Genomic DNA, 13,849 nt, shown 5'->3' on the forward strand with positions numbered 1-13,849 from the left:
AAAACTCGAAAAAAGAAATAAATACTTAATACGTTGTTAGATATGGTTAAAAAATATTAGCTTTTTTTATATATCTACGAAAGCGGTCAATCCACTAAGTTCAGCGAATTTCCTTGTTGACAAAAACTCAGTTTTCAATATCTAACTGAAAAACGATGAGGCAATTGCGCGATCTCTGACTCATGACTAATCCTTTGGATAATCAGGCAGCGTCGTCACTTGAAACCAATATTCTACGAGCATCTGAATATCTCGTTTGAGTTGAGCAAAGTTAATTGGTTTAACGATGTAGCTGTTGACACCATATTGATAACATACTTCAATATCTTTGGGATTGTTAGAGGTAGTAAACACTACCACCGGAATCATCTTCAAGTTGTCATCCTGTTTAATCCGGCGTAATACTTCTCGTCCATCGGTTCCGGGCAGGTTCAAGTCAAGCACAATCAAGCCGGGTCGGGGCGCACTTTCGGGTTCCACATAACTGCCAGTCCGATAAAGAAATGCCAAGGCTTGTTCACCATTCACACATCGCTGAATGGCGAACGCAATGGCAGAGCGTCCTAGAAATCGTTGCAGTGTCTCAAAATCTTCGTTGCTATCCTCCACAATTAAAAGTAGTGGCATTTCCTGGATGTGGGAGGCTGAAATCTGAGTCATGTATTTGCCTCCGCCGACAGGGTGAAGTAAAAGGTACTGCCTTCAGTGGGGGTAGATTCCACCCAAATTCTACCACCGTGACGTTCGACAATTTTGCGGGCAATGGTTAACCCGACCCCAGTCCCACCGCCAAAGTCATCCCGTCCATGTAAGCGGCGGAAGATTTGAAAGATTTTGTCGAGATGCTCTTGGGGGATGCCAATGCCGTTATCACGAACATAGAAAGTCACAGAAGTAGAAGCAACTTTTCTTTCTCCATTTCCTTCAATAAAACCAATTTCGACCCACTTCTCAGGTTTATCATTGTACTTAATGGCGTTGCTAATCAGGTTGGTGAAGAGTTCATTAATCTGAGCGCGATCGCATTGAATGCTCTGAAAAGCTTGAGGAATGCGAAACTCAACTTTGCTCTGCGGTCGGGCAATGGTCAATGTGGTGATTACCTGCGGGACTAACTCATTCAGATTCACTAGTTGCCGGATCAGTTCGGCGCGTCCTAACCGGGAGAAATGGAGGAGGGAATTGATCAGGTCTTCCATTCGTTGGGTCAGCCGCACCAGGGTTTGGAGTTTGGCAATTCCATCGTTATCCAGTACCTCTGCATAGTCCTCCATTAAGAAGTTAGCGTAGTTATGAATGCCCCGGAGCGGTTCTTTCAAGTCATGAGAGGCAACATAGGCGAAAGAATCGAGTTCTTCGTTACTCCGTTGTAATTCAAAATTCATTGATGCCAGTTTGTCCGCTTGCCGCAACACCACGCCCACAACCAGGCTTCGCAGTTCAATAACCGTTTCAACTTCACAGGGTTTCCAGGGTAAGGCAGATCCTTGCACCGTTTCTTGCCATAATTTAAAGGATTTGCGAGGAGACATTTTTAAACTGCCATCTGACAAAACTTCCACAGGCTTGTTGGGGTTGCCGCCCCAATTCACAGTTTGAATTACCTCTGGACGAAACCAGAGAATGTAATTGTGATGAACTCTAGAAATTTCTAGGGCTAAAACGCCACTGGCGATCGCTTTATATGACTCGGCAGCAGGGTAATCTTTAGTGAGCGATCGCGTCTGAAACAAGTTATCATGCAGTTGAGGTTTAATCCAATCAAGTAAGGCGTGAACCTCCTCCTCTGATGGCGTTTTACCCAGTCTAATACACTGGTTGCCACTGCATATCACCGCTCCCGTGGCGCTGGTCAGATTGAGTAATTGAGATTTCAGTTGTACCATCCCATCTAGGAAATACTCAGCCTGAGACAATCCTTCCACAAATTGAGTTTGCAGTGATTTCAATTGCCTTTTATAATCAATATCTTCACTCGCTTCTTTATTTCCCAGTTCCACAGACATCACCTGTCCAATGAACTCGCAGATTGTGCGGATATTGTAAGGAACATATTTAGGCGAGGAATGATGACAGGCAATCAATCCCCAAAGCTTTTGATCCTGTATCAGTGAAATAGACATGGAGGCAGTCACGTCCATATTTTTCAGATATTCTAGATGTAACGGAGAAACACTGCGTAATACCGATAAACTCAAATCGAGCGGTTGATTTGTCAAGGGATTGTTTGCTGGAATTAAGGTAACAGGATGGTAGCTGGCATCTGGAATCAGCCGCAGCCAGTTGAGGGTGTATAGGTGTCTGGCTCGCTTGGGAATGTCAGAGGGCGGATAGTGTAAATCCAAATAGGGTGTTTCGTGATTAGTGTCTTCAGCGATTACCTTGCCTGCTCCTTCCCGATCGAATCGATAGACCATGACGCGTTCAAAACCAGTGATTCGCCGGACTTCTGTAACCACAATCTGGCACATTTCCAGCAGTGTAGGTGCTTTCTGAATGCGGGTAATGGTTCCTCTTACTTGTTGAGAAAAGTCAAAAAAGTTTGTTTTCCCCTTTGCTTTTTTCGGTTCTAATTCCAGAATAATGATATTATTTAAACGATGTATAATGCCATCAAAGTAAATTGATTTATTCAGATATTTAATCGATAGGTTGAGGGGATTAACGCTTTCACAATCCTCTGCCAGACATTGTTGAATCAGCTTAATCTGCTTGGCGTCGAGTAAATCTGACAGCGAGTTGCCCAATAACTCTTCAGGTTGACGGCCAACAACTTCTTGGGTGTTGCTGCTCACCTGAAGGATTTCCAGAGTGGGATCTTGCAAAACCAGTAAAACCCCGTGCGGCTGGATCAGATTGGGAATGTGGATTGGTTCGCGATCGCAGTTTGTCAAATCAATGATCTCATCAGTCATTCTCAGTTTCTCAAACTCCTCATTAGAACTTTGGCAGAAATCAGAAATGTTGAATATGTAGTGAAAACAGAGATTTACTAAGTCAAATTATTTCTTTTTAGCTGTTTAGCTTGTTAATTATATTGAACTAACTAATAAAATTTTCTCTAAAAAATACAGATTTTAAATAGATACTTTAACTATAGCAATCCTAAATCAATTCGTGAGCAACAAGCCCCTGATTTTTCCAATAATTCGGGAATCTGCGGGTTGAAATTTGACTATTTCAGCCTTAATGGCAGGCTCTAGTACAACACGGCGTAAATAAACTACCCATTCCAAATCAATAAAACGCTTACGCTTATGCTGTATTCATTTTGACTTTTGACTTTTGACTTTTAACTTCCGCCTTGCGGCTCTAGCTTCTATTCTTGATTTAATGTTTCAATCAACAAATCTACCTGCTGTTGTCGCTGCTGCAAAAAACCTTCGCACTGACGCAAATACTCCACAGCAGTTGCAAATTGGTCAAACACAGCTTCCAATTCCAACTCACCCGCCTCAATGCGAGTAATAATTCCTTCTATCTCAGCAACCTTCGCCTCATAATTCCAACCTTCCTCAGAACTAGAAGCACTCTTACGTTTAACCATTCAACTCTTGGCGTCCTTGGCGTCTTGGCGGTTCGTTCACTTCCATAACCTTCACTTTAACCCCACCCTGCCCCAATTGAATCATTAACTCTTGCCCCACAGCCAACTCCGTTGCCGAACGAGCGATCGCCCCATCTTCCTGCCTCACCACCGCATAACCACGCTGTAACACCGCTTTCGGGTCAAGACTAGCCAACTTTTGCCGCAATAATTCTAAATGCTGCGTTGCTTGCTGCGATCGCCCCGTCGTAATTTGTACTAAATGCTGACGCTTCCAAGCAAGCTTTTCCACCTCCTGCTGCACTTGCCGATCTAACCGCAAACGTCGCAAACGATTCCGCAATACTTGCAATTGATCCTCAGCATTTTCTCTAAAGTCATGTACCGCCTCATGTAAAGCGACAACTCGCTGCCGATGCTCAGTATACAACTCCGAAAGTGCTGGTACAACCATTTCTGCTGCCGCAGTGGGTGTATGCACACAAGCATCTGCAACTAAATCTGCTAAAGATTCATCTCGTTGATGGCCGATACCAGTAATTACAGGAATAGAACAACTAGCCAGCGATCGCACCACTCGTTCATCATTAAAGCAAGCCAACTCTTCCACTGCGCCACCACCCCGCGATAAAATTAGCACTTCGGCGCGTCCATCGTTTTCTACCCGCTCAATTGCTTTGACGATAGATTCAGGTGCTTGCTCACCCTGTACTGTAGCCGGAGAAAATAAAACGTGTAAACCTGGATACCTTTGCTTCAGGGTTTTTTGAATATCACCCCAAGCAGCAGCCGTTGGTGAAGTGACGACAGCGATCGTTTGGGGATGAGTGGGAAGCGATCGCTTTCTTTGCGCGTCGAACAAACCTTCAGCCAGCAAGCGATTTTTGAGTTGTTGATAGCGCAGAGCCTGTAAACCAACACCAGCAGGTAGAGTCTGCCAAACTGATAACTGATACTCTCCCCGTTGCGGATACAGGCGAATACTGCCCAAAATAATTATCTGCTCACCTGGAACAGGTATCTGGGTGAGTTTTGGCAATTGGCTATTCCATACTACACACTTAATTCCGGCGGTGCGATCGGGATCTTGTAGCGTGAAAAATAACCCACTGCGATGGTGGTTAGCACTGGAAACTTCGCCAGTTACCCAAACTTGCCGTAATTGTTTATCTTGCTCTAACAGCAAGCGGATATAGTCAGTTAATCCAGATACTGAAAGCGCTGTATCGAGAATCAGAGAGTCGGAAAGGTCGAGAGTCATCAAAGATGCCTGAAAGCATTTGTGCTGGAGCGATTCTAGCATTTTAATGAAAACCAAAGGTTAACCCAGTAAACGCTTCAATCTTTTGTAGACATCATCATCATTGCGCTTACCAACTAAAATCACTTCTACTAAATCTTGATCAGAAAAATACCTATAAATAATTCGATATTCACCACTATCAACTCGATATAAACCCTGATAACCAGATAGCTGCTCGCTATCAGCAGGTAAAGGCTCAACATTCAAAGCCAAAACCTTTTTTGCAATCTGTGCTGCTATTTTAGGCTGTAAACCGTTCAGAAAATCAAGAACAGTTGCTAAACCATCAAGCTTCGCCATTAGCTAAATGCTCTAGTGCAGATGTAAAAGCCTCTGTACCAATCATTTTGGACTGACTCAGCGCAACCTCAGCGGCTTGACCGAAAACCATATCCTCTAATTCTTCCAGCCGATTAATTAATTTTTGGTAGCTCTCTGCTGAGATAATCACGTGGCTAGGCCGTGATTGCTTAGTTAGTAGAACTGGCTCAGTAGCAGCCTTATCAAAAACCTCACCGTGTTTGTTACGAGCATCTGTGAGAGTATAGGTCTGCATAGCAATTTTGACTATTTTAGACATTTTGACTATATCTTAGCAGATAACTTTTCTTATCTCAATTCTGGTTCAAGACTATACAGTGTTCATTATTGAATGTTAGATTTTCCAGCACATGTTAAAGCAATAGATGATTAGACTATTTGGTTTAATCCTTTAGAGACTGGAGTAACTGAGTAGGACGTGCCATCTTCACAGCAAGATAAAGATCCGGATAATTAACAAATATATAGTGTTCATACTTGTACCAATGCATTTCACCCTTTTCTTTGTTGCAAACCTGGCAAATGACCCATAAATTCTTTAATTCCATTGATAACCAAGGATACTGTGACCGAGGTAGCTTGTGATCTATTGTCTTGCCACCTTTGTCAGAGTAGTGAGATGCACAAATTGGACAGTACCAGTTGGAATTTTCTCTCACCCAATCTTTACTTTCTTGAGTTGTTCCACACTCAAAATCTCCATTAACATACCGCCAGTAATCGAATTTTCTATAATTTTCAAAATCTAGATTAGTTAGTCTGTGATATCGCTTGCTACCAATTTTATCCGCAAGCTCAAATAATTCTTTAAGTTCTTTATCTTTAAGGCTCACTGTCTTTCTCACTAAAATTTGACAGTTTTATATGACTTTTGATTAGATTTCTTCTGATATCTTTTGCTAGTCTGTTTACTGAAATCAATAAATTCTATTTCTGTATCAGGAAACTGCTTATCTATTTCGTCTGAAATCTCATTGACTTCTCTAGATAAGTTTTGATTAAAATTTTCTATTTCTTGAATCGTGAGGTATTTATTTCCAATACGATCAACCTCTAAAAATAATTCCTCAAGCGTTAAATCCTCAATATGATATCTGTTTAAAATTTCCTCTACTTTTTGATAAAGATTAATAACATTATTCCATCCAATATTTTTATAATGGTTTTCTTTTAATAAAAATTGATCTTCTTTATGAAGCTTAGTTCGATTCTTTGAGTTAATACGTTGAACATCACGATAACTCATTCCTTTAAAATTTCTTTTTTTCCCCTTTTTGTCAGTCATAGAGTCAGTCCTTTAGCCTAGCGTCCATTGAAAAAAAGTAATTACTGCTTTGCGAATCTCACTATCTTCATATTGGAGAATTTTTTTAGTATTCATAGCTAGCCGAAGCCTAATTTGATCAACTAAATTTTTCAGAGCTTTATTGTCTTTTTTTAGGTGCTCATTTACTTCTGTTAAGTTTTTATTTTGAGAATATATTGTCTTAATTTCAACTTCTAAAATGTTATTTTTCTGAGACAAAGTTTGAATTTCAACTTCGTATTTTTCTCTTTCCTGTTTTGGATATTTCTTAAATTGGTCAATTTTTGCAGCATATTCCTGCTCTTTCGACTCAAGCTCTCTTGTTTTCATCGTTATCATCCGTTTCTGAGCAGCTTGAAGGCGTTGACGCTTAATTAGTTCAGAACCAGCAAAAGGCGAAATAGCTCTGCGAATAGTAATTTCATCAGGATTGGTATTAAAGTCAATTGCTTCCAAAGCACGCATAGCATCTGCTTTTGTCCATGCCTCACTTTCAAGTAGCTTAATAGCCTGTGACTTATTCACGTTTGCCTAAGATATTTATGTAATTTATATCACAATTTTATCAGTATATTATCTCCATGCCAATAGCCAGATTTAACAAGAACGCTAACTTTACTAAAGTTATCCATACCGGACTTATCGATGCCGGAGACTACTGCTGTTTATGTTGTGAGTGAGCAAAATTCAACGGTTCAATGATTGCACCGCGTTGTACTAGGCTTTTATCTTTCCAAAATAAAGCAGTCTAACTATATACACTGCGTAAGGACAGTTGTTTAGATAATTTTCTTTGAAAACCCTTGCTTACCCAGCCAAAAAGAAGCTATCTCTGAATGCAAGTTGGTATCATTGTGCAGAGCTACCCTAATTTGGTAGCGATCGAGTTACGATCTTGTCACACCCTTTTTTTGATTTGAGAAGTCCTATTCCAGAATTTTCTGGTTAAAATAGTATATCTGTTCTACTCAAACTCCAAAACCAACACTCCTAAAAACCATATATTTAGAGGCATTAGAGGCAGGAATGGCTATCAACACCGATACTTCAGGCAAGCAAAAAGCGCTGACTATGGTGCTCAACCAGATTGAGCGCAGCTTTGGTAAAGGAGCAATCATGCGCCTAGGCGATGCTACCCGGATGCGGGTGGAGACTATTTCCAGTGGAGCGCTCACCCTAGATTTAGCATTGGGTGGTGGTTTACCCAAGGGGCGGGTAATTGAAATTTATGGCCCGGAAAGTTCCGGTAAGACTACAGTAGCGCTACACGCGCTCGCCGAAGTGCAAAGAAATGGCGGTATTGCTGCCTTTGTTGATGCTGAACACGCCCTCGATCCTACTTATGCTGCGGCATTGGGTGTAGATATTGACAATCTGCTGATTTCCCAACCTGACACAGGCGAATCAGCTTTGGAAATTGTCGATCAGCTTGTGCGTTCTGCTGCGGTTGATATTGTAGTTATAGACTCAGTAGCAGCGTTAGTTCCCCGTGCTGAAATTGAAGGCGATATGGGTGATGCTCACGTTGGTCTGCAAGCGCGGTTAATGAGCCAAGCTCTACGTAAAATTACTGGCAATATTGGTAAATCCGGTTGTACAGTAATTTTCATCAACCAGTTGCGGCAAAAAATCGGTGTTACTTACGGTAGCCCAGAAACTACTACTGGCGGTAACGCATTGAAATTTTACGCTTCGGTGCGCTTGGATATTCGCCGGATTCAAACCTTGAAAAAAGGTACAGAAGAATTTGGTAATCGCGTTAAAGTTAAAGTTGCCAAAAATAAAGTAGCGCCGCCTTTCAGAATAGCGGAATTTGACATTATTTTTGGTAAAGGTATTTCTACCTTGGGTTGTGTTGTTGACTTAGCAGAAGAAACTGGCATTATTGTCCGCAAAGGAGCTTGGTATAGTTACAATGGCGATAATATCTCTCAAGGACGAGATAACGCCATTAAGTATCTAGAAGAAAAGCCTGAATTTGCTGAAGAAATTAAGAAATTAGTGCGTGAAAAGCTAGATAAAGGCGCTGTTGTTTCTGCTAACTCTGTAGCTAAAGCCAGTGACGAAGATGAAGAGGAAGAAGTAGATTTAGAGCCAGAAGAATAAGGAATGTGGATTTATTAATCTGCAATTGCTAATAGATGGTGCGTTACAAAGACAGCTAACGCACCTTATTTTTTCACAAATCGAGATTTGGGTATTGTAAAATACAAGTCTAAATCCAGACAGTGAATAGATTTGGACTGATCTTCACATCCTACTTGATATTTTGGGGTAGGCGTAGCCCGTCGTAGACATCGCACTGGTTTGTCACCGATGAACCCATTAATTTAAACTTGACGACTACTATTAAGGAAAAAGGATAAGAATACTAGATCGGGGTTTCAGCCTTAGATTGACACTAATGACCAGCTATATGGTAATATTTCATGGCATTATGCTAAAAAACTTTGTTTAGAATCAAAGAGTAGCCAACCCATGAGTTTAGCTGTAATTAAGTTCTCTTCAGAAGAGTGCGGCATCTGCCACAAAATGTCTTTTTATGACAAAAAGGTGGCTGAAGAACTGGGTTTAGAGTTTATCGATGTAAAGATGCAAGATACGACTGCTTACCGCAAGTATCGCAAGATTTTATTGACTCAATATCCCGATAAATCAGAAATGGGATGGCCTACTTACATTATCTGCAATTCTCCAGAGGGAGAATTTCAGATTGTTGGTGAAGTAAAAGGAGGTCATCCCAAAGGAGAGTTTAGAAGCCGTCTGCAAGAAGTTTTGAATTCCACAGCTAATCAGAACTAATTACCTCAAAAGATTTCACCTCTAGGACAGGGCCAATCATGGCAATAGTCATGACATCTTCGCGTACCTGTCCTTTAACTTTTGCCTTTTGTCCGGCTTTGAGTAAGTCTTTGTCAGCCCCTTTGAGGATTTCGTAAGTAACGCCCTCTTCAGTAACTAGCGCCCATGCGCCTGTACCAATATCACGACGTTCGACTGTACCTGTAAGTGTAATGCTCATAACAGTTCTGAGTGTTGAGTGCTGAGTGGGGGAGTTAGAAGTTAGGAGTAGAGACGCGATTAATCGCGTCTGTTAGGAGTAAGGAGTTATTAAGAATTCTTTCCCACTCCCCACTCCCCGTCTACGCAATTTTCTCTTCGTTTTTTAATGCTAAACGAACAAGTCCATAACAGACTAAGGCATTAGCAATGAGGAAGAGACGTGCTAAGTTACCACTTCCCAATCCCCAAACTGCCGGCTCGAAAAACGCACTTGTAGTTAAGCAGGCTGCTACACCTAAAGTTGAACCAATGGCAAACCATTTCCAACTAGGATGTCCCAGCAGCAATGCCATTAACACAATCGGAATCAGTACGCTAGCAAACAGGGGATTCAACGTATCAGTTCCCTGGAGGGTATTGCCTAGTTCGGGAATTGAACTGCCCAAAACTCGGAAAGGCCATTGAGGAAGATCAAAAATATAGATTCCCTTGAGGAAAAATAACCCAGAACTGCCGGCAATTAATCCACTGGATAAAGACCAACTCCAAGCGAAAGGGAAGTAAACGCGTAAAAACCAAGCTAGCAGATAGGAACCAACTACCATTAAAATTTTGGGTAATAGTGCGATCGCACCACCATCAATCCAAAAGCCGGGATTAAGATAGCCGCTATCCCGTAACCACCGAAAGAAATCTGGAAAACTGATTTGTCCGCTAAAGGCTAGTTTGACTGCTGCTTCTGCATTGAGTTGTCCAGCGCCATAATAATTCAAACCATCATCATGAATAACTCGTGCGGACTGCTTGAGAACTTTTAAAACTTCATCTGGTTCTTTGATGCCAGCAGCTTTAATTAATGCTACAACACCAGCAACGTGGGGAGAAGCCATACTTGTACCCTGGAAACCCAAAAATATGCCTTCGCCATTTTCATCAATAGTTTCTTGGAGAATCTTACCAGCTTCACTACCACCAGGAGCAGATATATCTACCCCTGCACCAAAGTTAGAATAGGGCGCTCTTTCGCCATCTGGACCAATTGCCGAAACGCCGATGACATAGGGATAGCGGGCTGGATAGCTTGCTCCATTGGTGTTTTCATTTCCGGCTGCGGCAACAATAACTACACCTTTTCTATGGGCATACTCGATCGCATCTTTCATCAACTTGCTTTCACCGCCACCACCCAAGCTCATATTAATCACATCTGCGCCTTTATCAGCAGCAAATTTAATCGCTTCAGCAATATCGGCAACTGTACCGCCACCAAATGAACTGAGTACCTTCAGCGGCATCAGATTGGCTTCGTAGGCAATTCCAGCGACGCCATATTTGTTATTTGTGGCTTGAGCAATAGTTCCAGCAACATGGGTTCCGTGACCGTTATCGTCTGTGGCTTCTTCTCGGTCGTTAACAAAATCATAGCCTTTGACGAATTTTGTCTCATACAAGTCGCGAACCTTGGTAATTCCAGTGTCAATCACTGCGACTGTAATGCCACTGCCTTTGGTTTGACTCCATGCGCCTTCAACACCGATTTTGTGCAAGTTCCACTGCTTGCTGTAATATTGGTCATTGGGGCCAGTTAATGAAGGGCTTGCTTCTTCATCTTCTTGGGGTCGCAAAAATTCTCCTAGCCAAGCTGCTTTACCTGGTTGTGGAATCTTACTGTAGATATAGTTTGGTTCAATGAATTCTGTCGCTTGGGCAAACTGAGATTTTTTCAGTTCTTGGAGCCGTTGGCGATCGCCCTTGATAATATACACATTATCTTTTTTGGAAAACTTGTTGTCTAATTGGGGTGTAACGTTGTATTGTTTGGCGATCGCTTGCAGGTTTTGTTCCACCACAAGTGATGGAATATCTTCCCGAAAATCAAGCAAAATCGTCTCAAACTCTCCTTTAGCTGCCAATCCCTGAAAATTCAAGAAACTAAATATGGCAGCTCCCAGCCCAATGACAAACAAGCACAATAATATAAGTTTTCTCATATTAACTCATCACCGCTTTTTGCCAGTTTGCTCACTACCATAACTTATTTACATCACTTATTGGTAGATTTTGCACTTTTAGTTACAAGTTTTATTCAGGAATCAGGATTTTTTTAACGATGGAACGTGGTCTTTTGTGGTTGCCTCTGTTAGTAATGTTTTTCTGGTTAGCTTGGCAAGGCTCGAAGGAGTATCAAAAAGTCGAAGCCTATCGCACTTGGGCAGAGCAATTTGAACGGGCCAAGTATGATATTTATGCTGTATTAGGTCAAAAAGACAACAATATCACTTGGGGAAAACCCACACCTCAAGGCCCGATTAAACTAGAAACATTCTCCTTGCTTGATATCAAACAAATCCAGGTTTTAGTAGATGAAAAATCAGTAGATGTAAACAATCTACCTGAAAGAGGTCGTTCTATAGAATTAGAATTTCTATTTTATGAATCTACTAACTCAGTGCGGGTTCCGTTTACAGAAGTCCCTTTGGCAGCAGAATGGGGTAAGTTTTTGCAGGGGCTATTACAAGACTTGCGATCGCAACCACAGCAGTAGTTATATTAAAACTATAAGTTACAAATATGACGGCTATTTCTGGTCAAAAAGTTAGATCGCTAGTAGTGATATTATTCATGGGCAACGACGTTTTTATTAGAAAGATGTTTTTTGGAATGGCTTTTACTTGACTACCATTTATTCAACATCTCTATAAATTAAATATACGTTATCCAAAACTCTTGTAGAGATGTAGTCGTGCTACATCTCTACATTCTTTTTCACCAGATGTTGTGCCCCTTTGGGTGTGGTCTATTTAATTGAAAGCCGCCTTAAAACTCGATTCATGTTTGGATTAGACTTGCATTCAGTTAACCCGACCCAGCTATGCTTGAATGATGAAATCAGAGGCAGTAAGAGAGGGCGCACCAGTAAGTTGTGCAAATTGACCACCACTGCCGAAACCAGCAGCGCTACCATTTTGATTGTAAAATAACTGCCCAGTCATACGGTCGTAAACAATTACAGCATTGCTAAGTGCCCCTAAATTAGTGATTTGAAAATCACTGGCGTTACTAAAACCCGTTCCCACATCAGAAGTAATAGCACTAAAGGTAGTCTTATCGAGGATAATCTTATCACCTTGAGAGTGATTGAAGTCAGCGATCGTATCAATACCCACAACAGCAGTATTAAAAATAGAATTAGTGTTGTAAAGGAAAGAGTCAGCACCTGTACCACCCACAAGAGTATCGTTGCCCTGTCCACCAATCAGAAGATCGTTGCCAGTACCACCCCGCAACAGGTCGTCACCACCGCTACCATCGATGGTATCATTACCCCCTTGACCATTAATCACATCGTTGGAACTGTAAAAACCGCTAATGTTATTGTTCAAGTCATTAAGGAAAGTGACAGTGTTTGCTGTAGAAATATACGTTTGAGTGGAGTTGGCACTAATCACATCAAAGCTTTTGGTAACACTGGTTTCTCCATCAAAGATGATATTGCCAATGGCAGGTCTTGTTGTCGATGCGGCTAGGTTCTCTAGGTTTTCTAACTTAAGGTTTTGCAGAGTGACTTTGGTATTAGCCACATTTCCAAAGGTGACTTCTAAATTGTTGCCATTTTGAGTTAATTGCAGATTTCTTGCAGTCAATTCAGTCCCAATAAATTGCAAGGTATCTACTTTGGCAATTACCGCAGCCGAAGGGTTTGAACTAGTACCTACACCACCAAAGTCGGTAATACTGTAATTGCCATCGCCTCGTCGGATAATAAAGGTGTCATTGGAGTTAGTGCCATTGAGAACTTGAATTCCCGGGGCAGGAGCGGGTCTGACTGTGCCACTAATGGCAAAGTCAAAGGAGCTTTCATCAATATCGTTGTTTTTTAAACTGAAGTTGCCACTATAAGTACCGGATGTAGTGGGGTTGAGTGCCACCGATATGGTAGTAGAAGCATTAACAGCCACGCTCGTTGGAAGAGTTCCGACCAAACTAAATCCGTCGGGAAGTTTAAGATTACTCAGCTTGAGTGCACCTGTACCGATGTTCTTGATAGTAAACGTTTTGGTCAATGTATCACCAACAGTCGTTTCACCAAAGTTAATGGCGGTGGTGTCACCATCTGTAATGTTAACAATGCCATTGAGAACTTGAATTTCCGGGGTATAAACTGTGCCACTAATGGCAAAGTCAAAGGGGTTTTCATTAATGTCGTTGTTGTTTAAACTGAGGCTGCCACTATAGATGCCGGGTGCAGTGGGATTGAGTGCCACCGATATGGTGGTGGAAGCATTAACAGCCACACTTGTTGGAAGAGTTCCAACCAAACTAAATCCGTCGGGAAGTTTAAGATTACTCAAGTTGAGTGCAGCTATAC

At 41.6% G+C, this 13,849-nt stretch carries 15 protein-coding genes; 3 read left to right on the forward strand and 12 right to left on the reverse strand.

Annotation, left to right across the window (positions count from 1 at the left end; genetic code table 11):
- Positions 1–186: 186 nt before the first annotated feature.
- From ACFE93_RS10705 to ACFE93_RS10745, 9 genes are all read right to left on the reverse strand, one after another.
- Positions 187–660 (reverse strand): response regulator, encoded by a 474-nt coding sequence (locus tag ACFE93_RS10705; RefSeq protein WP_375473272.1) that lies wholly within the window; start codon positions 658–660, stop codon positions 187–189.
- Positions 657–2,915: an ATP-binding protein gene (locus ACFE93_RS10710; protein WP_375473273.1), complete on the reverse strand. Its 2,259-nt coding sequence runs from the start codon at positions 2,913–2,915 to the stop codon at positions 657–659. The genes ACFE93_RS10705 and ACFE93_RS10710 overlap by 4 nt, the downstream gene beginning before the upstream one ends.
- Before the next feature lie 404 nt (positions 2,916–3,319).
- Positions 3,320–3,547 carry an exodeoxyribonuclease VII small subunit gene (gene xseB / locus ACFE93_RS10715; RefSeq protein ID WP_375473274.1) on the reverse strand — a complete coding sequence of 76 codons (228 nt, stop codon included), beginning with the start codon at positions 3,545–3,547 and terminating at the stop codon, positions 3,320–3,322.
- Positions 3,540–4,808: an exodeoxyribonuclease VII large subunit gene (gene xseA / locus ACFE93_RS10720; RefSeq protein WP_375473290.1), complete on the reverse strand. Its 1,269-nt coding sequence runs from the start codon at positions 4,806–4,808 to the stop codon at positions 3,540–3,542. Before xseA ends, xseB begins: the two co-directional genes overlap by 8 nt.
- Positions 4,809–4,868: 60 nt before the next feature.
- A complete protein-coding gene (locus ACFE93_RS10725; RefSeq protein WP_375473275.1) occupies positions 4,869–5,150 on the reverse strand; it encodes a type II toxin-antitoxin system RelE/ParE family toxin in 282 nt (93 codons plus the stop codon).
- A complete protein-coding gene (locus ACFE93_RS10730) occupies positions 5,137–5,406 on the reverse strand; it encodes a type II toxin-antitoxin system Phd/YefM family antitoxin (protein WP_181931398.1) in 270 nt (89 codons plus the stop codon). The genes ACFE93_RS10725 and ACFE93_RS10730 overlap by 14 nt, the downstream gene beginning before the upstream one ends.
- A gap of 148 nt (positions 5,407–5,554) precedes the next feature.
- Positions 5,555–6,004, reverse strand: coding sequence for an HNH endonuclease (locus ACFE93_RS10735; RefSeq protein WP_375473276.1), 450 nt, complete (start codon positions 6,002–6,004; stop codon positions 5,555–5,557).
- An 11-nt stretch (positions 6,005–6,015) separates the two neighbouring features.
- Positions 6,016–6,456, reverse strand: a complete 441-nt coding sequence (locus ACFE93_RS10740) for a hypothetical protein (RefSeq protein WP_375473277.1) — start codon at positions 6,454–6,456, stop codon at positions 6,016–6,018.
- A gap of 12 nt (positions 6,457–6,468) precedes the next feature.
- On the reverse strand, positions 6,469–7,002 hold the full coding sequence (locus tag ACFE93_RS10745) for a hypothetical protein (protein WP_375473278.1): 534 nt from the start codon (positions 7,000–7,002) through the stop codon (positions 6,469–6,471).
- A gap of 501 nt (positions 7,003–7,503) precedes the next feature.
- Between ACFE93_RS10745 and recA the strand changes: the two genes are divergently transcribed.
- Together recA and ACFE93_RS10755 are read left to right on the forward strand one after the other, a co-directional pair.
- The gene (gene recA, locus ACFE93_RS10750; RefSeq protein WP_334849947.1) at positions 7,504–8,583 is read left to right on the forward strand and encodes a recombinase RecA; all 1,080 of its coding nucleotides are present in this window, start codon (positions 7,504–7,506) and stop codon (positions 8,581–8,583) included.
- Between the two features lie 372 nt (positions 8,584–8,955).
- Entirely contained in the window at positions 8,956–9,279 is a 324-nt protein-coding gene (locus ACFE93_RS10755) for a thioredoxin family protein (RefSeq protein ID WP_094327275.1), read from the forward strand.
- Here the strand turns inward: ACFE93_RS10755 and ACFE93_RS10760 are convergent.
- The gene (locus tag ACFE93_RS10760; protein WP_375473279.1) at positions 9,266–9,499 is read right to left on the reverse strand and encodes a hypothetical protein; all 234 of its coding nucleotides are present in this window, start codon (positions 9,497–9,499) and stop codon (positions 9,266–9,268) included. The genes ACFE93_RS10755 and ACFE93_RS10760 overlap by 14 nt on opposite strands.
- A gap of 121 nt (positions 9,500–9,620) precedes the next feature.
- A complete protein-coding gene (locus tag ACFE93_RS10765) occupies positions 9,621–11,471 on the reverse strand; it encodes a S8 family peptidase (RefSeq protein WP_375473280.1) in 1,851 nt (616 codons plus the stop codon).
- A 119-nt stretch (positions 11,472–11,590) separates the two neighbouring features.
- Here ACFE93_RS10765 and ACFE93_RS10770 point away from each other — a divergent pair, with 119 nt between their 5' ends.
- Positions 11,591–12,025, forward strand: a complete 435-nt coding sequence (locus tag ACFE93_RS10770; RefSeq protein ID WP_375473281.1) for a hypothetical protein — start codon at positions 11,591–11,593, stop codon at positions 12,023–12,025.
- A 325-nt stretch (positions 12,026–12,350) separates the two neighbouring features.
- Here ACFE93_RS10770 and ACFE93_RS10775 read toward each other — a convergent pair.
- Positions 12,351–13,849 (reverse strand): choice-of-anchor D domain-containing protein (locus ACFE93_RS10775; RefSeq protein ID WP_375473282.1); only part of this gene is annotated, 1,499 nt, incomplete at its 5' end.

Source organism: uncultured Nostoc sp. (assembly GCF_964247315.1).
Classification (GTDB): domain Bacteria; phylum Cyanobacteriota; class Cyanobacteriia; order Cyanobacteriales; family Nostocaceae; genus Nostoc.

Bases quoted from the DNA above. Each gene is read 5' to 3' on its own strand.
- ACFE93_RS10705 (WP_375473272.1), bottom strand. From the start codon at position 660: ATGACTCAGATTTCAGCCTCCCACATCCAGGAAATGCCACTACTTTTA.
- ACFE93_RS10710 (WP_375473273.1), bottom strand. From the start codon at position 2,915: ATGACTGATGAGATCATTGATTTGACAAACTGCGATCGCGAACCAATC.
- xseB (WP_375473274.1), bottom strand. From the start codon at position 3,547: ATGGTTAAACGTAAGAGTGCTTCTAGTTCTGAGGAAGGTTGGAATTAT.
- xseA (WP_375473290.1), bottom strand. From the start codon at position 4,808: ATGACTCTCGACCTTTCCGACTCTCTGATTCTCGATACAGCGCTTTCA.
- ACFE93_RS10725 (WP_375473275.1), bottom strand. From the start codon at position 5,150: ATGGCGAAGCTTGATGGTTTAGCAACTGTTCTTGATTTTCTGAACGGT.
- ACFE93_RS10730 (WP_181931398.1), bottom strand. From the start codon at position 5,406: ATGCAGACCTATACTCTCACAGATGCTCGTAACAAACACGGTGAGGTT.
- ACFE93_RS10740 (WP_375473277.1), bottom strand. From the start codon at position 6,456: ATGACTGACAAAAAGGGGAAAAAAAGAAATTTTAAAGGAATGAGTTAT.
- recA (WP_334849947.1), top strand. From the start codon at position 7,504: ATGGCTATCAACACCGATACTTCAGGCAAGCAAAAAGCGCTGACTATG.
- ACFE93_RS10755 (WP_094327275.1), top strand. From the start codon at position 8,956: ATGAGTTTAGCTGTAATTAAGTTCTCTTCAGAAGAGTGCGGCATCTGC.
- ACFE93_RS10760 (WP_375473279.1), bottom strand. From the start codon at position 9,499: ATGAGCATTACACTTACAGGTACAGTCGAACGTCGTGATATTGGTACA.
- ACFE93_RS10765 (WP_375473280.1), bottom strand. From the start codon at position 11,471: ATGAGAAAACTTATATTATTGTGCTTGTTTGTCATTGGGCTGGGAGCT.
- ACFE93_RS10770 (WP_375473281.1), top strand. From the start codon at position 11,591: ATGGAACGTGGTCTTTTGTGGTTGCCTCTGTTAGTAATGTTTTTCTGG.